The organism is Treponema maltophilum ATCC 51939, assembly GCF_000413055.1.
Lineage (GTDB): Bacteria > Spirochaetota > Spirochaetia > Treponematales > Treponemataceae > Treponema_C > Treponema_C maltophilum.
On the sequence record NZ_KE332518.1, the window covers coordinates 820875 to 839817 of the forward strand.

Sequence of the window (18943 nt, forward strand, 5' to 3'; positions counted from 1 at the left end):
GGCTGAAACGGCGCCGCCGGCTTCAAACAGGAGGAGTTGTATGAAAAGAAAAATCGGTGTTGCGCTGTGTGTGCTCGTGCTTGTAAGTTTTTTTGCCGCGTGTTCCAAAAATCAAAGCGGTTCGGGAAATCAGGAAAAAAAACTGCCCCGCGTAGGCGTTTTGCAGCTGGTGGAACACGATGCGCTTGATGCCGCATATAAGGGTTTTAAAGACGCGCTTGCCGAAGCGGGCTATGTCGACGGTTCGAGCGTCGTCATCGATTATCAAAACGCGCAGGGCGAGCAGGCAAACTGCCAAACGATAGCGCAAAAATTCATCAACGACCGCTGCGATCTTATTTTGGCGATTGCGACTCCCGCCGCACAAGCCGTTGCGAATTTGACCGATACGATTCCCATCCTCGTAACGGCGGTAACCGATCCCGAATCGGCAAAGCTTGTAAAATCGAACAGCAAGCCCGGAACGAACGTAAGCGGCACTTCCGATTTAACTCCCGTCGATGCGCAAATAAAGCTTTTGAAAAAATTGGCGCCGAACGCAAAGCGGGTTGCGCTTTTGTATAATTCGAGCGAACAAAATTCGATTTTCCAAGTTGAAATCGCAAAAAAAACGTGCGGCGAAATCGGCCTTGCGTACACGGATGCGACCGTTTCCAATTCGAATGAACTTCAGCAAGTGGTGCAAAACCTCGTCGGCAAAGTCGACGCGATTTACGTTCCCACCGACAATATGGTTGCCGCGGGTATTACCACGGTCGGAATGATCGCGCGGGAAGCGAAGATTCCGGTTATCTGCGGCGAAGAAGGGCCGGTTATGCGCGGCGGTCTTGCAACCTACGGCATAAACTATTACGAATTGGGAAAATTAACCGGCCGCCAAGCCGCCGAGATTTTGCGCGGCGAAAAGAAAGTCGCCGACATGCCCATCGAATACGTCAGTTCCTTTAATTTGACGGTAAACGAAGACATGGCTTCGGCAATCGGCATCGCGATTCCGTCGGATCTGCGCTGAGCGGATTAAAGTATGGGATTTTTACTCGCCGTACAGGGAGCCGCCTCGCAGGGAATCCTGTGGGGCATTATGGCATTAGGCGTTTTTATCACCTTTAAAGTGCTCGACTTTCCCGACCTGACCGTCGACGGAAGCTTTGCCCTGGGCGGCGCGGTCGGTGCCGTGCTTATAAGCGCCCGTGTCGATCCTTTTTTAGCGGTTGTAGCCGCCTTTGCTTCAGGTTGCCTTGCGGGAGCGGCGACGGCCCTCTTGCACACAAAACTGAAAATTCCCGGTATTTTAGCCGGCATTTTAACGATGATCGCCTTGTATTCGATAAACATCAGAGTTATGGGCAAGGCGAACATTCCGCTTCTCGGCGTTGCCACGCTTATGAACCGGCTTTCCGATGTGACGGGTGCGGGGAAAAATCTCAGTTCGCTTATAACCGGCGCTGTCTTTTCGGCGGCTCTTATTGCGCTTTTGTATTGGTTTTTCGGCACCGAAACGGGTTCCGCGATCCGGGCGACCGGCACAAACGAGCATATGGCGCGCGCGCAGGGCATACATACCGAAAACATGAAGCTTATCGGTTTGGCATTGTCGAACGGACTGACCGCACTTTCGGGCGCCTTGGTTGCGCAAAGTCAGGGTTACGCCGATGTTGGCATGGGAACCGGAGCGATTGTCATCGGTCTTGCCTCGATTATCATCGGCGAAGTTATTTTCGGCCACCGAATTGCCTTTTGGTACACGCTTGCGGGCGTTGTGCTCGGTTCCGCCGTATACCGAATCATTATTGCGCTTGTACTCCAGCTCGGCATGAAATCGACCGACCTCAAGCTGTTAACCGCCTGTATCGTCGCCTTTGCGCTTTCGATTCCCGTTATCAAAAAAAGCTTTGTGCGCAAAAAGCTGTTTAAAATATCGCAAAAGGGCGGTGCGTAATGCTGCGTATTCAACATGTTTCCAAAACCTTTAACGCCGGAACGATTACCGAAAAAAAAGCCCTGCACGACCTCTGCCTCGATTTGGCGCCCGGCGATTTCGTCACGGTTATCGGCGGGAACGGAGCCGGAAAATCAACCTTGCTGAATTTGATAGCGGGCGTCTATACGGCCGATGAAGGAACGATCGTTTTGGACGGCCGCGATATAAGCGCGTTAAAAGAATACGAGAGAGCCGCCTTTTTCGGCCGCGTGTTTCAAGATCCCATGCGCGGAACGGCCGCGACAATGCAGATAGAAGAAAACCTCGCCCTCGCGTACCGCCGCGGCAAAAGGCGTACCTTGCGCTGGGGAATAAGCAGCGCCGAACGCCGATTGTACCGCGAAAAGCTTGCCGTCTTAGGCTTGGGCTTGGAAAACCGCATGAGTGCAAAAGTAGGGCTTTTGTCGGGCGGCCAACGCCAAGCGCTGACCCTGCTTATGGCGACACTCCAAAAACCCAGATTGTTGCTTTTGGACGAACATACCGCCGCCCTCGATCCCAAAACGGCGCAAAAAGTACTCGACCTTACCGAAGAAATAATTCAGCGCGACAAACTTACCGCCTTTATGGTAACGCACAATATGAAAAATGCCATCCGTTACGGCAACCGCCTTATTATGATGCATGAAGGCCGCATTATTTACGACGTAAGCGGAGAAGAAAAAAAGAATATCCAAGTTGCCGATCTTCTTAAAAAATTCGAAAACTCCGACGGCACCCTTAACGACCGCATGCTGTTGGGGTGAGGCGGAGTAAGGGGATACTACGAAAAAATAAAAAAGACTTTTAAATCCGGCGATTGTCGTTTTTTTACCGGCGCGGCCTATAATAAGGGGTATGGGAACGCTGTTTAAAATCCGTTACGGCATACGAGCGGCTTGGGCGTACGGTGCATCCGCACTGTTGGCGCCGCAAAATTGCCTGTCGTGCGGCGATTTTTGTACCTATCTGCCGCTATGCGCGCGCTGCCGAAGCGAGCTTGAAAGCGGCATTGTGCCGAAAGAAAGACGCTGCGCTTTTTGCGGCCGCATTCTTATATCCGAAAAAGAAAGCTGCCTTGAATGCCGCGAGGCAAAACTTTTTACCTTTTGCGACGGCGCATTTCCCCTGTATCCGTATGTGCTGTGGAAAAAAGAATTGCTCTTCCGCTGGAAGATGGCGGGCAGTCGTTCGCTGTCGCCCTTTTTTGCGCGCGTGCTGTTTCGGGTTTTGCAGCGCTATTATGAAGGTTTTACCGTTGTTCCCGTTCCGCCGCGCCCGGGAAAAATAAAAAAGACGGGCTGGGATCAAATAGCGGATTTGTGCCGGTATTTGCGCGGCTTATACGGGATCCGCATATGCAGGGCGTTGGTCAGACTGGGCACTCAGCAACAAAAAAAGCTGAGCCGCAGCGAGCGCCTGAGCCGATTGGGAAAACAGTATGCGCTCAAAAGCGCGTTCAAAAAAGCCGCGTGCGCTCAAAAACTTCCGCATCAAGTCGTCCTTCTCGACGATATTATGACAACCGGCGTTACCCTCGAAACCTGCGCGGCGCTTCTCAAAGAGGCGGGCGTTCAAAAAGTCTATGCGCTGACCTTATTCGCCTGTTGACAGTCTCGGCACTAAGTGCTATAGTAGACAAGAACATAGTAATATCCTCAAAGCTGGGAGTCGTTCAAACGGCTCTTTTTTTTTACACAGGGAAAAAGATGGAGTATACGCCTCTTGAAAGTCAGCACTATTATTCGGAATGCAAGGGCCTCGTTGAAGGTTTGGGGTATATCCTGGTTGAACTGAAAATCGGGCGTACGCATTCGGCCGTTCAAATTCGCGCCGTTATTTCGAGACCGCAAGCCGCACAAAACGGCGCTGCGCAGGGGATCGGTATAAACGATTGTGCGAAAGTGCACCGTCTTTTGATGCCGCGTCTTGAAGCGTTGCTGAATGCGCAGGATATTTCTATGGAAGTAACTTCGCCGGGCTTGACCCGCAATATAAAAAATGCGGCCGAGTTCGCTTTGTTCGTCGGAAAGAACGTTCGTGTGTGGGATACGGACGCTGCGGATTGGACAAGCGGTGTTATCGAAAACGCGGGATCCGAATCGCTCGAGCTGAAAGTGTCGGGAACCGGCGAAACGAAAACCTTTGCGTATGAACATATCGCAAAGGCAAAATTGGCAGATACGGAGGGCTGAAAATGGCGTCACAATTAGCGGAGGCAATTCACCAGCTTATTCAAGACAAAGGCTTGACTGAGGAAGCTGTTTTAAAAACAGTTGAAAATACGATAAAGGCGGCGTACAAACGCGCATACGGTACATCGGATAATTGCTATGTCGAATTCGAAGACGATTTAAGCGACGTGTCGGTGTATTCGCGCAAAATGATTGTGGACGGCGTTTACGATCCGGTTACCGAAATCGAACTTGAAGATGCGCTGAAAATGAGCCCCGACTGCGAAGTCGGCGACGAGATAGACATTCTCATAGATCCGCGCGATTTTGAACTTTCGGCCGTGCAAACGGGAAAGCAAACCGCTCATCAAGCCTTGTCCGAAATTCAAAAAGACACGCTCATGGCCGAATACAAGGATAAGGTCGGCGAAATTATCGTCGGTTATTATCAGCGCGAGCGCAACGGCAATATTTACGTGAACTTGGGCAATGTGGAAGGAATCCTTCCCGTAAAGTTCCAATCGCCGCGCGAAGTATACCACAAAAACGACCGCATACGAGCGCTTGTCGTGGACGTAAAAAAAACGTATTCGGGTTTGCAAGTGGTGCTGTCCCGCACCGATCCCGAATTGGTACGCGCGATCGTCGAATTGGAAGTTCCCGAAATTTACGATAATACGGTCGAGATTTTTAAGATTGTCCGCGAAGCCGGCTACCGCACGAAAATCGCGGTTTTTTCGCACCGCGAAGACGTCGACCCGGTCGGCGCATGCGTCGGCTTAAAGGGTGTGCGCATTCAAGCGGTTATACGCGAGCTTGAGGGCGAAAAAATCGACATTCTCCGCTACGATCCGGATCCGCGCGTATTTATAAAGAACGCGCTTTCACCGGCCGAAGTTACCGGTGTGGTTATTTTGGACGAAGAAAAACGACAAGCTTTGGCCGTCGTTCCGGAAAGCCAGTTTTCGTTGGCGATCGGCAAGCAGGGCTTGAACGTGCGCTTGGCGAACCGCCTGGCCGATTGGAACATCGACGTCAAAACTGAAGAACAATATGAAGACTTCGATCAGCTTTTAGCCGAATCGCGCAAAGCCGCCCGCGATCTGTTTAACGAATCCGACGAAGAGGTGTATGAAATCGCTTCGCTTGCCGAATTGCCCGGCGCGGATCAAAAAACGGTTGAGGTTTTGGCTGCTCACGGCATAAGCGACATTCAGGATTTTATTACGGCAAAAGAAGAGGGCAAACTGGCCGGCATGGAAGATCTTTCGCAGCAAAGTATAGACGAAATCGGCGCCCTCATCGATCAAACGGTTGAATTCGTCGAAGACGAAAATGCCGCCGGCTCCGAAAATTCCGAAACGGCCGCAGCTCAAGCAGGCGCGAGCGAAAATGAAAGTGCGGAAAAAGAAGCGGCGCCTTCCGGCGAACCGGATGAAGAAGTATACGAATGTCCCGAATGCGGGGCAAAAATAACGACCGATATGACAAATTGTCCGAATTGCGGTATCGGTTTAAGTTTTGAATATGAGGACGAAGAGTAGGATTACATGGCGGAAGAATTGGATAAAAAACCGAAGTTCAGAGTAAACAAGCAGCGGCCCGAGCAAACGCCGTCTGCAGCATCCGCTGCAGGAACGGCTGCGCCGGAAAAGAAAAAAGTTGTCGTCGTAAAAAAGAAAACCGTTGCGCCCAAGCCGGAGGCTCATGCTTCCGTACGGGTTGCGGTTAAAGCGGTTCCCGCTTCTTCGGCCGCTCCTTCAAGCGAAAACCTTTCCGTCAAAAAACCGTCTTCAATTTCCGAATTAAGTCCGCCCCGTCCCAACGTAAAGCAGGGCAATCTTGCAGGCCGTCCTTACGGGGCTTCCGGGGCAAGGGTACAAAACAGGCCGAACCGCTATCAGGATTCGGGCTTTACCGGAGCGCAAGCGCGCGACGGCGCCCAGTCCCGCGACGGTTTTCAGGGCAGGGGAGAACGCCCGTCATATCAGGGCGGCAGGCGCGATGCTCAAGGCGGATTCGGCGCACAAAGGGGCCGCGAAGGCGGCTATAAGGCGGGCGGTTTTCAAGCCGGCAGAACCGGAAGCGGTCCGCGTCGTCCGGGCGAAGGGCGAAGCGCCGGAGGAAGACCGGGTTTTATGCCGCGGCCGGGATTCGGCGGTTCTCAAGCTCCGCTTCCCGAAACGAAAAAAACGCCTTCAAAAAAAACGTTTACAAAGAAAAAAGCCGTCTATTCGCGTAAAGACCGCGAAGAAGATTTGGAAGATAAACTTTTTAATCAGAAAAAAAAGCAAGCCGCAAAGGCGAGCGTAGTTCCCGAACGAATCGAAATTATGGAAACCGTTTCCGTTTCCGATTTGGCCAAAAAGATGAACTTAAAAGCGTCGGAAATTATCGCCAAGCTGATGTCGATGGGAATGATGGTGTCGATTACGCAATCCATCGATTCGGATACGGCGACCTTGCTTGCTTCCGAATACAACTGCGACGTAAAAGTCGTCAGTCTGTATGAAGAAACGGTTATCGCAACCGAAAAGGACAACGAAGCCGATATGGCTCCCCGGCCGCCGGTTGTTACGATTATGGGACACGTCGACCACGGAAAGACGAAAACCCTCGACGCAATCCGCAGTACGAACGTGGTCGCGACCGAATTCGGCGGCATTACCCAGCACATCGGCGCATATATGGTTGAAACGCCTAAGGGACGTATTACCTTTTTGGATACGCCCGGTCACGAAGCCTTTACGATGATGCGGGCGCGCGGAGCGAAGGTTACCGACATTGTCGTGTTGGTTGTCGCCGCCGACGACGGCGTGATGCCGCAGACGGTCGAAGCGATAAACCACGCAAAAGATGCCGGCGTCCCGATTGTCGTTGCGGTAAATAAAATCGATAAACCCGAAGCGAACCCCGACCGCGTTATGACGCAACTTTCCGAGATGGGGCTTATGCCCGAAGAATGGGGCGGCCAAACGCAGTTTGTAAAAATCAGCGCGCTTAAAAAAGAGGGCTTGGACGAGCTTTTGGACGCGATATTGCTGCAAGCCGAAATTCTCGAATTGAAGGCGAATTGGAAGTGCCGCGCCGAGGGCAAGGTTATAGAATCGCGCATAGACCACGGGCGCGGTGTTGTCGCGACGATTATCGTCGAGCGCGGAACGCTCCGCACCGGAGATCCGTACGTTGCCGGTATTTATTCCGGCCGCGTGCGCGCAATCTTTAACGACCGCGGTCAAAAAATCGACGAAGCGACTCCTTCGATGCCGGTTGAAATTCTCGGTTTGGAAGCCATGCCGAATGCCGGCGATCCCTTCCAAGTTACCGACACCGAACGCACGGCGCGCGACGTTTCGCTTAAGCGGCAGGAACTCAAGCGCTTTGAAGACGCAAAGAACATCAAAAAAGTTACGCTCGACAACCTCTACGATACAATCGACGAGGGCGAGGTTATGGAACTCAAGGTTATCGTCAAAGCCGATTTGCAGGGTTCCGCCGAAGCGCTTAAAGAATCGCTTGAAAAGCTGTCGACGCGCGATATACGCTTGGTCGTCATTCACTCTTCGGCCGGCGCAATCAACGAAAGCGACGTTATGCTTGCGGCCGCCGACTCGAACGCGATTATCATCGGCTTTAACGTGCGCCCGACGCCCAAAGCGAAGATTTTGGCCGATCAGGAAAAAGTCGATATCCGCAAATACAACATCATCTATAAAGCGGTTGAGGAAATCACCCTTGCGATGGAAGGCATGCTCAAGCCGGACGTCAAAGAAGAAGTTATCGGTATGCTGGAAGTGCGCGATACGTTCAAGGTGCCGAAGGTCGGCCTTATCGCCGGATCCTACGTTACGCAGGGACTTATCAAGCGCACGAGCAGCGTAAACGTTATCCGCGACGGCATCGTTATTTACACGGGTAAAGTGTCTTCACTCAAGCGGTTTAAAGACGATGCGAAAGAAGTCGCCGCGGGATTCGAATGCGGCGTCGGCATAGATCAATGGCACGACATTAAAGTCGGCGATCAGCTTGAAGTGTTCGAATACACGGAAGTTGCGCGCAAACTCGGCGACAGCGAAAGCGCTTCCAAAAAAACTTCGAAAAAAGAAAAAGCGAAGGCCGATAGTGCCGAAGCTAAAGACGCTTCCGCGGAAAAAGAATCTTCGGATTCGGAGGCTTAAAATCGATGGGAGAATTCCGTCTTATTCGCTTGGGCGAGCAGATTCGGGAAGAAATCGCTTCGATGATTATTTCCGAGCAGATAAAGGATCCGCGCGTTTCAACTTTTTTGAATATCAATCGGGTTGAAGTGAGCCGGGATTTGTCCTTTGCGAAAGTATACGTTTCCAGTTTTTTGACCGATAAATCGACCGAAAAGGGCGTTAAAGGCTTGGAAAATGCCGCGGGCTTTATTCAAACCGTGTTGAGCAAAAAACTGAGGCTGCGCCAATTCCCCAAACTGACTTTTATTGCCGATTCGAGCATAAAGGAAGGAATGGATATGGTGCGAAAACTCAACGAGCTTGAACAGCACGAAGGCGAACGCAAGACCTGATGGATGTGAGTCCCGTATCCGGCATTTTGCCGTACGCAAAACACAGCGGCATAACCAGTTTCGCGTCTTTGGGCTGTATAAAAAAAGCGCTGCACACGAAAAAGGTCGGTCACACCGGTACGCTCGATTCTTTTGCCGAAGGCCTTTTGGTCGTTTTGACCGGAAGCCTTACGCGCCTTGTGCCGTATTTTACTCTTTTCGATAAAACCTACGAAGCCGTTATTTCCTTCGGCGAAGAAACCGATACCCTCGATCCGTGCGGAACTGTCGTGCGCAGTGCGCCTTTACCCGACGCGGCTTCTTTTGAGCGGGCTTTTACCTCTTTTCGCGGCAACCTTATGCAGCGGCCGCCCTCATATTCGGCCGTTCATGTAAACGGAAAAAGAGCTTCCGACCTTGCGCGGGAGGGAAGGGCGGCTCTTTTGCCCGAACGCGAGGTCGCCGTGTATCAAAGCGATATACTTGAAATGCGCTTCGTGCAGGAAGGCGGGCGGTCCCGTGTGCGTTATGCGCGCGTTTTTTTTCATGTTTCCAAAGGAACCTATATTCGAAGCCTGGCGCGCGATTTGGCCGCAGCCTGCGGTTCGGCCGCCCACCTTATCGGCTTAAAGCGCACGAAAGTCGGGTGTTTCGATATCGCTCAAGCCTCATTTTCCGATATGCTCGGCTCCTTTACGATAGATTCCGTACTGAGCCGCACGCAAACCGAATCTTCCGACCGCAGCGGCCCGAGCTGTTCCGGCGATAAAAGCGCCGAGGACGGTGAAAACCTCATCCGCCGTTCTCTTATGTCCTTTGATCGACAGGCGGCAAAATACTGCGGGCTCGGTTTGCTTACGCTTCGTCCGAACCGCCGCTTCGATTTTGCAAACGGAAAAACGCTAAAACCCGATTTTTTTACGGACTTTGAGCGTTTCCCCCGGTCGCTGCAAGCGCCGCTTGATGCTCAAAGTGAGCCGCAAGCCTTTGCCGTGTTTTTGCCCGACGGCACGTTTTTAGGTGTTGTCGAGCGGAGTGCGCAAACCGGAAAGCTCGCGTACGGTTTTGTCATACATTAGTGCGCCGCCAGCCACGCTTTCCACTGCTCTTCGCCGAGGTCTAAGGTGGTTATGCTGTCGACATAGATATCTTCAAGTTTGCTTAAATAATAATTGAACATATATGCTCTGTTTTGCTCCGGTTCATCATAGATGTTGCCGCGGTATTGAACGCCGTACGGATAAAGAGCCGGTTCCGTTAAGTTCGATTCGGCAATATAGAGGCAGATGATATTATTTTCTTCGTCATAAGCCGCACCCCAGCATGTTACGGCATGTTGATATAGTCTGCCTTTGGAACCCTTCCAAAACAAACCGATCGCCCGTCCCTTATCAAACGCTTCATTCATAATCCGTTCAAATTCTTTTTTTGTTTCACACCGCTCCGTATTAATAGGTTTTGTATCAAATGTGAAAACATCATTGAATAGCCCGGGATAGATTGAACCTAAAGTTTTTTGACCGTCTCTTTTATACAGGTACCACGTCAGGCCGTCTTCTATATAACCGCCATACGACTTATCATGTGTGTAGACCCTAAAAATATTGGCTATATCGCTTTTTTTGCCTTCATCTTTATCGGTTAAACCTCTGATATAATCATGCTTATATAAAGGCCGTTTCCACGCTTCAATGGCAGCTTTTTGCTTATACTGCTCAATATAGTCTTTATTTTGTTCAAACCACCAATGCAGCATATTGGAAGCGGTTTTAGCCCAACATTGACTAAGATCTGTTCCTTGTTTCTTTTTATTGTCTATCCCTTCTATCACGAAATAATCGTGCGGGAAATCATCCTTACGTAGTTTGGATAATTTTCGTGCATTGTAAAAGTTCGTATCGGCAGTTTCATTCCACTTGAACACATACGGCTGCTCATAATAATCGCCTGTGGGGGTACTGTTATAAATTATCGGCATTATTTCTTTTTGATCGGCAGTAGGCGCATTGATACCTTTAACCCATTTGTAATGCACAACGGGATTCTCATTCTTTTTTTGAATAATGTTTACGGTCAAATCGTCTTTGCCGTCCGCATTTTTAACATAGGCTTTTGCCGTTTTATCCCAAAACTTTATATATGCGCGCCTGTCCCATACGGTTTTGTTTTCCGTACAGGTAAACGAAATTTCATCCTTATTGGGATCGGTTCGTGAACTGATTGCCGGAGTTCCCGTAATCCACGGGAGCTTATCCTTATTCGACGTAAAGCACGGTTCATAATCCAATTTGCCGTCTATCGTTTGCACTTCGAATGTATATGTTCCCGCAGCGCTTTCTCTCATAACGGCTTGTTTTGATTCGTATTTGATTTGCGGCTTCTTTTTAATTTCAATCGTAACCGTTTTCGTTTTGGAGGGGGCGCTTTGGGATGCTACGGTTATGATTACGGAACCTTCCGATTGGGCGGTTACCATACCGTCGGGAGCAACAGCCGCATTATTATTGTTTGCGGCGTAGGTAAGGGACTTATCGGTCGCGTTATCGGGCTCTACTTTCGCCTTGAGTTTATAGGTATCGCCGATAATCAAAGAGGCGGGCGGTTCTTCTTCAAATTCGATATTTGTAACGGGAACCGGTTCCGGCGTAACGGTAAGATTTATTGCCTTTTGCACGCCGTTTGCCGCTCTGATCGTAATCACGGCATTGCCTTCTTTATGCGCCGTAATTAAACCGTCGGGGTTTACCGAAGCGGTTTCTTCGGCGCTCGACGAAAAGCTGAGCCTTTTGTTTGCCGCGTTTTCGGGCAAAACTTTCGCTTGCAGGCGGTACGTATCGCCTTTCACAACGGAAACTGAAGTTTCATCGGAAGCGACGGAAATCGCCAAAGGGGCGGCAGGAGCCTTTTTTGCCGTATAACCTTCTTTGCACGAAACAAGTAAAAGGAATAGGCTCAACATAATCATAATACTTTTAATATTTTTAATTGTATATAATTTCATATCTTAAAGTATATACGATTTTCGGTTGAGAATCAAGTTTTATCAAATTTTTATTTGTTTTTATTCTTGTTTTTTTCACGGATATGGGGTAGACTGTAGCAAGAAGGACCGATGTCCTATGGAGGTAATAAAAAGTGAAAAAAATTCTTCTCGTTTTGATCGCTTTATTGTCGGTAGCCGGAATCGTATTCGCCGGCGGCAATAAAGACGCGGCGTCAAGCACTCTGCCTACGATACGGCTCATCACCGATGATACCAGTATCGACGACAAATCCTTTAATGCGGCGGCATGGCGCGGTATTTTGGAATTCTACGGCGACACGTGGGAAAATCAAAAAAACCGCGGACAATTATATGATGTCGTTGCCTGCCAAACGCGGGATATGTATATTCCGAACTTAAAGCAAGCCGCCGACAAGGGCTACGACCTTATCATTACGACCGGCTTTACCTTTGCCGAAGCCGTAGGCGAAGTTGCAGCCTTGTATCCCGACCAGAAGTTTGTAATTATCGACGTGGACTGGGTCGGCAAACCCAATTTGGCCGAGTTCGTATATTCGGAAGAACAGGGTTCTTTCCTCGTCGGGGCTGCGGCCGCTTTGCAGGCTCAAGCCGAAGGAGTTAAAAATCCCAAATTCGGTTTTATCGGCGGCGTTCCCGGAGCTACGATCACCAAATTCGAAATGGGCTATGTGCAGGGAATCCGCTCAGTGCTGCCCAACGCACAGATTGTCGATTATTATGCGAACGACTGGGGCGCACCCGAAAAAGCGAAAGCCCAAGCTAAAAACTGGTACGATTCGGGCGTTACGACGATTTTCTCTGCAGCCGGCGGAACCGGAAACGGCACTATCGCGCAGGCTAAAGAATACCGCTCGCAGGGCAAAAAAGTATGGGCGATCGGTGTAGACTCGGATCAATATGAAGACGGTGTTTATGCCGACGGAAAATCGGTTGTTCTTACGTCGATGATTAAAAAGGTTGAAACGGCGACGCTGATGTCGTTAAAAGCCGTTGCCGACGGCAGCTTCAAGGGCGGCGTGTACAGGCTCGACTTGGCAGGAAACGGCGTCGATTATGCGACGACAAATAAAGAATTGAAGGCCGACGTTGTAAAAAAAGTAAACGCGATGAAAGCCGATATTATTTCCGGAAAAGTCAAAGTTGTCGGAACTTATAAAGAAGCTTTGGCTAAAGGGCTTGTTCCGGCCGGTTTGGGCGCAAAAGACGACTAATCGAAACCCGGTGTTTACGAATAATTGAATTTTGGAGGAGTTCGAAAAAGCCTTTTCGGGCTCCTCCTGTTTTATCGGCAGGCGGAAGTAATATGGAAAATAATGCGATAGAGATGATCGGCATCACAAAAACCTTTCCGGGCGTCGTTGCAAACGATGATGTAACGATTAAAGTCCGCGAAAACGAAGTTTTGGCTTTGTTGGGCGAAAACGGTGCCGGAAAATCGACTCTTATGTCGGTGCTTTTCGGCGCGTATGAAGCCGATCAGGGTATAATCAAAATACGCGGAAAAGAAGTTAAGATAAAGGATCCGAATGCGGCAACCGCTTTGGGTATAGGCATGGTTCACCAGCACTTTAAGCTTGTGCATAATTATACGGTTACCGAAAATATCGTACTCGGAATGGAGTCGGTAAACCGCTTTGGGGTGCTTGATCTTAAAACGGCGGAAAAACGCGTGGCCGAACTTTCCGAACAATACGGTCTTATGGTAAATCCGCGCGACAAAATAGAAGATATTACGGTCGGCATGCAGCAGCGCGTGGAAATACTTAAAACGCTGTACCGCAACGCCGACATTATCATCTTCGACGAACCGACCGCTGTTCTTACGCCGCAGGAAATCGACGAGCTTATGAACATTATCCGCCGTCTGAAAGCCGAAGGCAAAACAATCATCATTATTACGCATAAGCTGGACGAAATAAAAGCCGTCGGCGAACGCTGCACGGTTTTGCGCCGCGGCCGCCTGATCGGTACGGTGAACGTTGCCGACGTAACCGAGCACGACCTTGCCGAAATGATGGTCGGCCGCGCGGTTAAATTCGAAATCGATAAAAAACCGGCGAATCCGAGCCGCACCGTGCTTGCATTGAAGCACTTGTGCGTTAAAAGCAGCCGCGGCCGCCTTGCCGTAAAAGATTTGTCGCTCGACGTGCGTGCCGGCGAAATCGTCGGTATTGCCGGCGTTGACGGGAATGGCCAAAGCGAACTTATCTATGCGATTACGGGACTTTTGCCGGTTGAAAGCGGCAGTATTATGCTGAACGGAACCGATATTACGAAATACAGTATCCGCGAACGCATAGAAGCCGGCGTCGGGCACATTCCCGAAGACCGGCAAAAGCACGGTTTGGTATCCGAATTTACCGCCGCCGAAAATATCGTGCTTAAAAATTATTATAAAGCGCCTTACAGTTCCAAAAGCGGGCTGCTTAATTATCAGGCGATAGAAGCGAAAACTGCCGAGCTTATCCGCGATTTCGACATCCGCGCCGGAGAAGGAACGGCAACTATTGCCGGCAGTATGTCCGGCGGCAACAAGCAAAAACTTATTATCGCGCGCGAAATAGAACTTTCGCCCGAAGTGCTTGTCGTTGCGCAGCCTACGCGCGGCTTGGACGTCGGCGCCATAGAATATATCCGCCAAAGGATTATCGACGAGCGCGACAAGGGGCGGGCGGTTTTGCTTGTTTCGTTCGAACTCGATGAAATTATGAACCTCTGCGACCGTATCGCAACCATATCGAAGGGCTCGATTGTCGGCGTCTTTAATGCGGGCGAAGTTACCGAACGGGAAATCGGCGTTATGATGGCGGGTTCAAAACATAAAAATACGCAAGAGGTTCCGGCATGAAAAAACAATCGGCAAAAGCGGCCGCCAAAACGAACGGCGGCCTTATCAATTTTTTTCTTCACTCGGATGCGGCCGTATCCTTATTGGTTGTCGTGCTCGGATTTTTGTGCGGCGCCTTGCTTATACGCCTTGTCGGGCGCAACCCGATGGGCATGTTCAAATCGTTTTTTCAAGTGCTTACCGGCTTTTTTTGGAACAACAGGGGCGTTATGAAATGGGAAATCCGCTACATAGGCGAATGGCTGAACGTATCGGTTCCCTATATTTTGTGCGGCCTTACGATGGGCTTTGCCGCGCGCGCGGGTTTGTTCAATATCGGAGGCGAGGGCCAGTACCTTTCGGGGTTGACGATTGCAACCGTACTTGCCTTGACCCTTCCGCATATTCCGGTCGTTCACTGGGTTGTCGCAATCGCGGCTGCCGTTATTATGGGTGCCGTGTGGGGCGGAATCGTCGGCTTTTTAAAAGCGAAGTTTGAAGTTTCCGAAGTCGTTGCGACCATCATGCTCAACTATATCGCGCTCTATGTGTCCCGCATCGTTATTTTGGGCCTTCCCGGCACGAACACCTACCGTACCGTCAACTTTCCTCAAACGGCGCTTATACGCGTCGGTTTTTTGGATGTGCTTACAAACGGTTCCAACCTGAACTTGGGATTTTTCTTTGCAATTATTTCCGTCATTTTATACTGGTTTTTAATGGAAAAAACGAATTTGGGATTCGGTCTTCGGGCAACCGGTTTTAATAAAGACGCCGCGCGCTATGCGGGCATTCCCGTTGTAAAAAGCATTGTGCTCGCCATGGCGATTTCGGGAGCGTTTTCGGGGCTTGCGGGCGGCATTGTCGCTTTGGGTTCGTTCACCTACGGACGCGTTCCGGTCGGTTTGGAAGGCTACGGTTTTACCGGTATCGCGGTTGCCCTTGTCGGAAACAATACGGCCGGAGGCACCCTGCTTGCAGGCTTGCTGTTCGGTATGCTTGCCCGCGCTCAGGGAATCATGCAGGATAACGGCGTTCCCAAAGAAATCACTCTTATTATGCAGGGCTTAATCGTCGTGTTTATCGCTTTGCGTGCGGGACTTAAAATTTATTTGCAATGGCGCTTAAAAAAAGATCTTGAGCGCAAAGTGCTCACACAGGAGAAAGAATAATGGACATTATACGCGGGCTTGTTCCTTCAATATTAATGATCGTATCCCCGATTTTAATTACGGCTGCCGGCGGCATGATATGCGAGCGATCGGGCGTCGTAAATATTGCGCTTGAAGGTTTGATGGGGATAGGCGCCTTTGCCGCCGCTTCGGTTCACGTGCTTTTGGAAAACTCGTTTTCCGGCTCGATATGGCTTGCCTTGTTTGTCGGCGCCTGCATCGGAATGCTTATGTCCGTCATTCACGCATATGCGGCGGTATCCTTAAACGCCGATCAAACGATTTCCGGAACGGGTATCAATTTGCTTGCAAGCGGTTTAACCATCTTTTTTTCGCAAATCCTGTTTCATACCGACCGCACGCGCCCCTACCAAATGGGCATGCTTCCCGGTTGGAACGGCATTTACCCGACGGCTCTTATTGCGCTTGCGGTTATTCTTATTGTGTGGTTTGTGATGTATAAGCTGCCGTTCGGCTTGCATTTGCGCGCATGCGGCGAACATCCCCATGCGGCCGCTTCGGTCGGTATCAATGTGCGCCGTATACGCTACATTGCGGTTTTGGCGTCGGGCTTTTTGGCCGGTTTGGCGGGCGGCTGTTTGGTGCTCACGCAAACCATTCAGTACACATCGTCGACGATAAACGGCGCGGGCTTTATCGCGCTTGCCGCCGTTTCGTTCGGCCGCTGGCGGCCTGCCGGCATTACCGGTTCTTCGCTGCTGTTCGGCTCGGCCGTCGCCTTTGCCATTTATGTCGTGAATATTCCGGCTTTGCGCAATTTGTTCCCGTCGGAGTTTTTCAGTCTGCTTCCCTACGTTATAACCTTGCTCGCTTTGGTTGTGTTCAGCGGCAAAAACTATGCGCCGGCTGCAGACGGTAAACCCTACGAACAAGGTTCAAGTTAATCCGAAAGCATCGATGATTACAAAGGAACTGATTTTAAAATTATTCGAAGGATTTTCCATAGAGCGCTGGACCGACTTGGTGCGTCCTTTCGATTTAATCGAAATGGACAAAAGTGCCGAAAAAATGGTACTCGCATATATTATCGGAAAATTCGAAGAACGCAAAGGGCACCGGATCGATTGGGAGTGGATGATTTACGCATCCTTGTTCGAGCTCCTCAGAAAAATCGCCCTTTGCGACATAAAATCGCCTTTGCAGCGGCGCATCCGTACCGAATATCCGGACGAATACCGGCGCTTAAACGAATGGGTTGTGTGCCAATATAAGGATATTATTCGCGACGAAGATTTATACGAGCGTTTTTGCGCCTATATGACAAACTGTTCCGCCGGCAATTTTAAGCACGACGGTCTTACCGAGCGCGTTTTTAATGCGGCGCACAAGTTTTCCGCTTTGCGCGAATTCGAAATGATTGCTCTTGTAAACGAGCGTTCCCGCCTTAAAAATATCGAAAAGGATTTGAACGCCGATATCCAGCCTTTTTTGGATTTGGAAGGCTTGCAGCTTTTGATTGCAAAACAGCGGCCCTACGAATTTTTAATAGTGCTCGAACAGCTGCGTTTTCAAATACGGTGGAACCAAACGCCGCGCGTTCCCAAAACGACCGTACTCGGCCATTCATTTTTTGTCGCGATCGTAACGCTTTTGCTTGCGCGAAGTTACGAGTATTCCCGGCGTAAAGACGCGCGTTCCGAAGAAGTGCGCGTACAAAAGACGCCTTCGGAAAAACCTTTTTCGCTGTGCGAAAAGCGCATCTTTAACGATTTTTTTTCCGCTTTGTTTCACGACCTTCCCGAAGCGGTAACGCGCGACATTATTTCTCCGGTTAAGCAGGCGACCGACACGCTGCCTGCGGTCGTAAAACGCATAGAAGCAGAAACGGTCGAAAACGAATTGCGCCCGCTTATGGAAGATTTTTATGCAGACGAGCTTATGTATTTTACCGGAGACGAATTCGAAAACAGAATTCTGCTGCCTGCCGAACATATCGAAAAAAGCCTTGCCGAAAATGCCGCTGAAACAACAGCCGCAAGTGCCGCTGAAAGCGACCGCAAAAACGGAACAATCAAAGGCAGGATGCGCGAAAAAATCGTATCGTTTGAAGATTTGAACGAAAAATACAATGCGGACGAATTTTCGCCCGTCGACGGCAAACTCGTGCGCGTCGCCGACCACATTGCGGCCTTTGTCGAAGCGGACAGTTCCATCCGTTACGGAATAACTTCACCGCAGCTACAAAACGGACGTGCGAATCTTTTTAAGTTATACCCGGAAGAAAAAATCATTAACGGTTTTAAACCCGCCTCTTTTTTTGCCCTTTTTGAGTAAATATCCGTTTTAAAAATGCCGAATATATGAATATGAAACCTATACGTGCCGTTTTCGCGCTTCTTTTTTGCTTATGCGCATTGCCGCTTTTTTCACAAAATATCAGCCATATCGTGGAAAAAGGCGATACCTTATATTCGCTTTCGAAAAAATACGGCGTAAGCGTTGACGATCTGCGCAGCGCAAACGCTATAAGCGGCAGCGACTTATATGCCGGCCAAAAACTGATTATTCCGGCAAAAAAAAATGACAAACGCGTAACGTATGAAAGCTATACGGTAAAGGCGGGTGACACGCTGTACAGCATTGCAAAGCGCTCCGAAATAACGGTAGACGAACTGCGCCGCCTTAATTCGCTCGATTCGTCGGCCGTGCTGAAAATCGGGCAAAATTTAAAGGTTCCCGCGCAAAGCGGCGCGACGGCACAAAGCGGTTCGGCGGCGCAAAACGCCGGATCAAGTTCCTCGGGCCTTGCTCTTTCCGTTCCGGATACCTCGTCTTCGGCCCGCGACAATCTTTCGCTCATCGGCTCTGACAAGGATCCGCGCGCGTATTCCAAAAAGAACGGCGATACGAGTTTGGTATGGCCGGTAAAAGCAAGCGAAGTCGTTTACGTTGCGGGAAAAATTTCCGGCGTCGCGCTGACCGGTGCAAAAAATGAACATGTTACGGCCATCCGCTCGGGAACCGTTATGTTCAGCGGCATATACCGCGGCTTCGGGCAAGTTGTTTTTGTGCAGTCGGCGAACGGACTTATCTACGTATATACCGGACTCGATACTCTCGCGGTTACAAAGGGGCAAAAGGTCAATTACGGCCAGCAGCTCGGCATTATCGGAAGCGATCCCATATCGGGTAAAAGTCTTATAAACCTTATGGTCTTTAAAAACGGCAGCCCGATGGATCCCGCCAAAGCGCCGCGCGGATAAAGCTCCGCGGGGGTAGAACGCAGCCGGAAG

Annotated in this window: 16 protein-coding genes; 15 read left to right on the plus strand and 1 reads right to left on the minus strand. The window is 50.2% G+C overall.

All coding sequences use genetic code 11. The features are described 5' to 3' along the window. Positions 1-40: 40 nt before the first annotated feature. The 9 genes from HMPREF9194_RS03690 to truB all read left to right on the plus strand — a co-directional run bounded on the left by HMPREF9194_RS03690 (position 41) and on the right by truB (position 9744). The gene (locus HMPREF9194_RS03690; RefSeq protein WP_016525034.1) at positions 41-1012 is read left to right on the plus strand and encodes an ABC transporter substrate-binding protein; all 972 of its coding nucleotides are present in this window, start codon (positions 41-43) and stop codon (positions 1010-1012) included. A gap of 12 nt (positions 1013-1024) precedes the next feature. After that, positions 1025-1939: an ABC transporter permease gene (locus HMPREF9194_RS03695; protein ID WP_016525035.1), complete on the plus strand. Its 915-nt coding sequence runs from the start codon at positions 1025-1027 to the stop codon at positions 1937-1939. Next, the gene (locus HMPREF9194_RS03700) at positions 1939-2727 is read left to right on the plus strand and encodes an ABC transporter ATP-binding protein (RefSeq protein ID WP_016525036.1); all 789 of its coding nucleotides are present in this window, start codon (positions 1939-1941) and stop codon (positions 2725-2727) included. Before HMPREF9194_RS03695 ends, HMPREF9194_RS03700 begins: the two co-directional genes overlap by 1 nt. 91 nt (positions 2728-2818) lie before the next feature. Further along, on the plus strand, positions 2819-3571 hold the full coding sequence (locus HMPREF9194_RS03705) for a ComF family protein (protein WP_016525037.1): 753 nt from the start codon (positions 2819-2821) through the stop codon (positions 3569-3571). 98 nt (positions 3572-3669) lie between these two features. Then, on the plus strand, positions 3670-4155 hold the full coding sequence (locus tag HMPREF9194_RS03710; protein ID WP_016525038.1) for an LSm family protein: 486 nt from the start codon (positions 3670-3672) through the stop codon (positions 4153-4155). A gap of 2 nt (positions 4156-4157) precedes the next feature. After that, a complete protein-coding gene (gene nusA / locus HMPREF9194_RS03715; RefSeq protein ID WP_016525039.1) occupies positions 4158-5678 on the plus strand; it encodes a transcription termination factor NusA in 1521 nt (506 codons plus the stop codon). Positions 5679-5684: 6 nt separating this feature from the next. After that, positions 5685-8312: a translation initiation factor IF-2 gene (infB, locus tag HMPREF9194_RS03720; RefSeq protein WP_016525040.1), complete on the plus strand. Its 2628-nt coding sequence runs from the start codon at positions 5685-5687 to the stop codon at positions 8310-8312. 5 nt (positions 8313-8317) lie between these two features. Continuing rightward, positions 8318-8686 carry a 30S ribosome-binding factor RbfA gene (gene rbfA / locus HMPREF9194_RS03725; RefSeq protein WP_016525041.1) on the plus strand — a complete coding sequence of 123 codons (369 nt, stop codon included), beginning with the start codon at positions 8318-8320 and terminating at the stop codon, positions 8684-8686. Continuing rightward, positions 8686-9744, plus strand: coding sequence for a tRNA pseudouridine(55) synthase TruB (gene truB, locus HMPREF9194_RS11790; protein ID WP_016525042.1), 1059 nt, complete (start codon positions 8686-8688; stop codon positions 9742-9744). Before rbfA ends, truB begins: the two co-directional genes overlap by 1 nt. Here the strand turns inward: truB and HMPREF9194_RS03735 are convergent. Next, positions 9741-11666, minus strand: coding sequence for an IdeS/Mac family cysteine endopeptidase (locus tag HMPREF9194_RS03735; protein WP_156827988.1), 1926 nt, complete (start codon positions 11664-11666; stop codon positions 9741-9743). The two genes, truB and HMPREF9194_RS03735, sit on opposite strands and share 4 nt — an antisense overlap. A 134-nt stretch (positions 11667-11800) precedes the next feature. Between HMPREF9194_RS03735 and HMPREF9194_RS03740 the strand changes: the two genes are divergently transcribed. The 6 genes from HMPREF9194_RS03740 (at position 11801) to HMPREF9194_RS03765 (ending at position 18913) form a co-directional block, all read left to right on the plus strand. Beyond that, positions 11801-12901, plus strand: coding sequence for a BMP family lipoprotein (locus HMPREF9194_RS03740; protein ID WP_016525044.1), 1101 nt, complete (start codon positions 11801-11803; stop codon positions 12899-12901). A gap of 92 nt (positions 12902-12993) precedes the next feature. Beyond that, on the plus strand, positions 12994-14538 hold the full coding sequence (locus HMPREF9194_RS03745; RefSeq protein WP_016525045.1) for an ABC transporter ATP-binding protein: 1545 nt from the start codon (positions 12994-12996) through the stop codon (positions 14536-14538). Next, a complete protein-coding gene (locus HMPREF9194_RS03750) occupies positions 14535-15689 on the plus strand; it encodes an ABC transporter permease (protein WP_016525046.1) in 1155 nt (384 codons plus the stop codon). Before HMPREF9194_RS03745 ends, HMPREF9194_RS03750 begins: the two co-directional genes overlap by 4 nt. Beyond that, on the plus strand, positions 15689-16594 hold the full coding sequence (locus HMPREF9194_RS03755) for an ABC transporter permease (protein ID WP_016525047.1): 906 nt from the start codon (positions 15689-15691) through the stop codon (positions 16592-16594). The genes HMPREF9194_RS03750 and HMPREF9194_RS03755 overlap by 1 nt, the downstream gene beginning before the upstream one ends. Then, entirely contained in the window at positions 16548-17984 is a 1437-nt protein-coding gene (locus tag HMPREF9194_RS03760) for an HD domain-containing protein (protein WP_016525048.1), read from the plus strand. The genes HMPREF9194_RS03755 and HMPREF9194_RS03760 overlap by 47 nt, the downstream gene beginning before the upstream one ends. Before the next feature lie 113 nt (positions 17985-18097). After that, positions 18098-18913, plus strand: a complete 816-nt coding sequence (locus HMPREF9194_RS03765) for a LysM peptidoglycan-binding domain-containing M23 family metallopeptidase (protein ID WP_211209552.1) — start codon at positions 18098-18100, stop codon at positions 18911-18913. The last annotated feature ends 30 nt before the right edge of the window (positions 18914-18943 follow it).

Excerpts from the sequence above, each read along its gene's own strand:
- HMPREF9194_RS03690 (WP_016525034.1), top strand. The coding sequence starts at position 41 with ATGAAAAGAAAAATCGGTGTTGCGCTGTGTGTGCTCGTGCTTGTAAGT.
- HMPREF9194_RS03695 (WP_016525035.1), top strand. The coding sequence starts at position 1,025 with ATGGGATTTTTACTCGCCGTACAGGGAGCCGCCTCGCAGGGAATCCTG.
- HMPREF9194_RS03700 (WP_016525036.1), top strand. The coding sequence starts at position 1,939 with ATGCTGCGTATTCAACATGTTTCCAAAACCTTTAACGCCGGAACGATT.
- HMPREF9194_RS03705 (WP_016525037.1), top strand. The coding sequence starts at position 2,819 with ATGGGAACGCTGTTTAAAATCCGTTACGGCATACGAGCGGCTTGGGCG.
- HMPREF9194_RS03710 (WP_016525038.1), top strand. The coding sequence starts at position 3,670 with ATGGAGTATACGCCTCTTGAAAGTCAGCACTATTATTCGGAATGCAAG.
- nusA (WP_016525039.1), top strand. The coding sequence starts at position 4,158 with ATGGCGTCACAATTAGCGGAGGCAATTCACCAGCTTATTCAAGACAAA.
- infB (WP_016525040.1), top strand. The coding sequence starts at position 5,685 with ATGGCGGAAGAATTGGATAAAAAACCGAAGTTCAGAGTAAACAAGCAG.
- rbfA (WP_016525041.1), top strand. The coding sequence starts at position 8,318 with ATGGGAGAATTCCGTCTTATTCGCTTGGGCGAGCAGATTCGGGAAGAA.
- truB (WP_016525042.1), top strand. The coding sequence starts at position 8,686 with ATGGATGTGAGTCCCGTATCCGGCATTTTGCCGTACGCAAAACACAGC.
- HMPREF9194_RS03735 (WP_156827988.1), bottom strand. The coding sequence starts at position 11,666 with ATGAAATTATATACAATTAAAAATATTAAAAGTATTATGATTATGTTG.
- HMPREF9194_RS03745 (WP_016525045.1), top strand. The coding sequence starts at position 12,994 with ATGGAAAATAATGCGATAGAGATGATCGGCATCACAAAAACCTTTCCG.
- HMPREF9194_RS03750 (WP_016525046.1), top strand. The coding sequence starts at position 14,535 with ATGAAAAAACAATCGGCAAAAGCGGCCGCCAAAACGAACGGCGGCCTT.
- HMPREF9194_RS03755 (WP_016525047.1), top strand. The coding sequence starts at position 15,689 with ATGGACATTATACGCGGGCTTGTTCCTTCAATATTAATGATCGTATCC.
- HMPREF9194_RS03760 (WP_016525048.1), top strand. The coding sequence starts at position 16,548 with ATGCGCCGGCTGCAGACGGTAAACCCTACGAACAAGGTTCAAGTTAAT.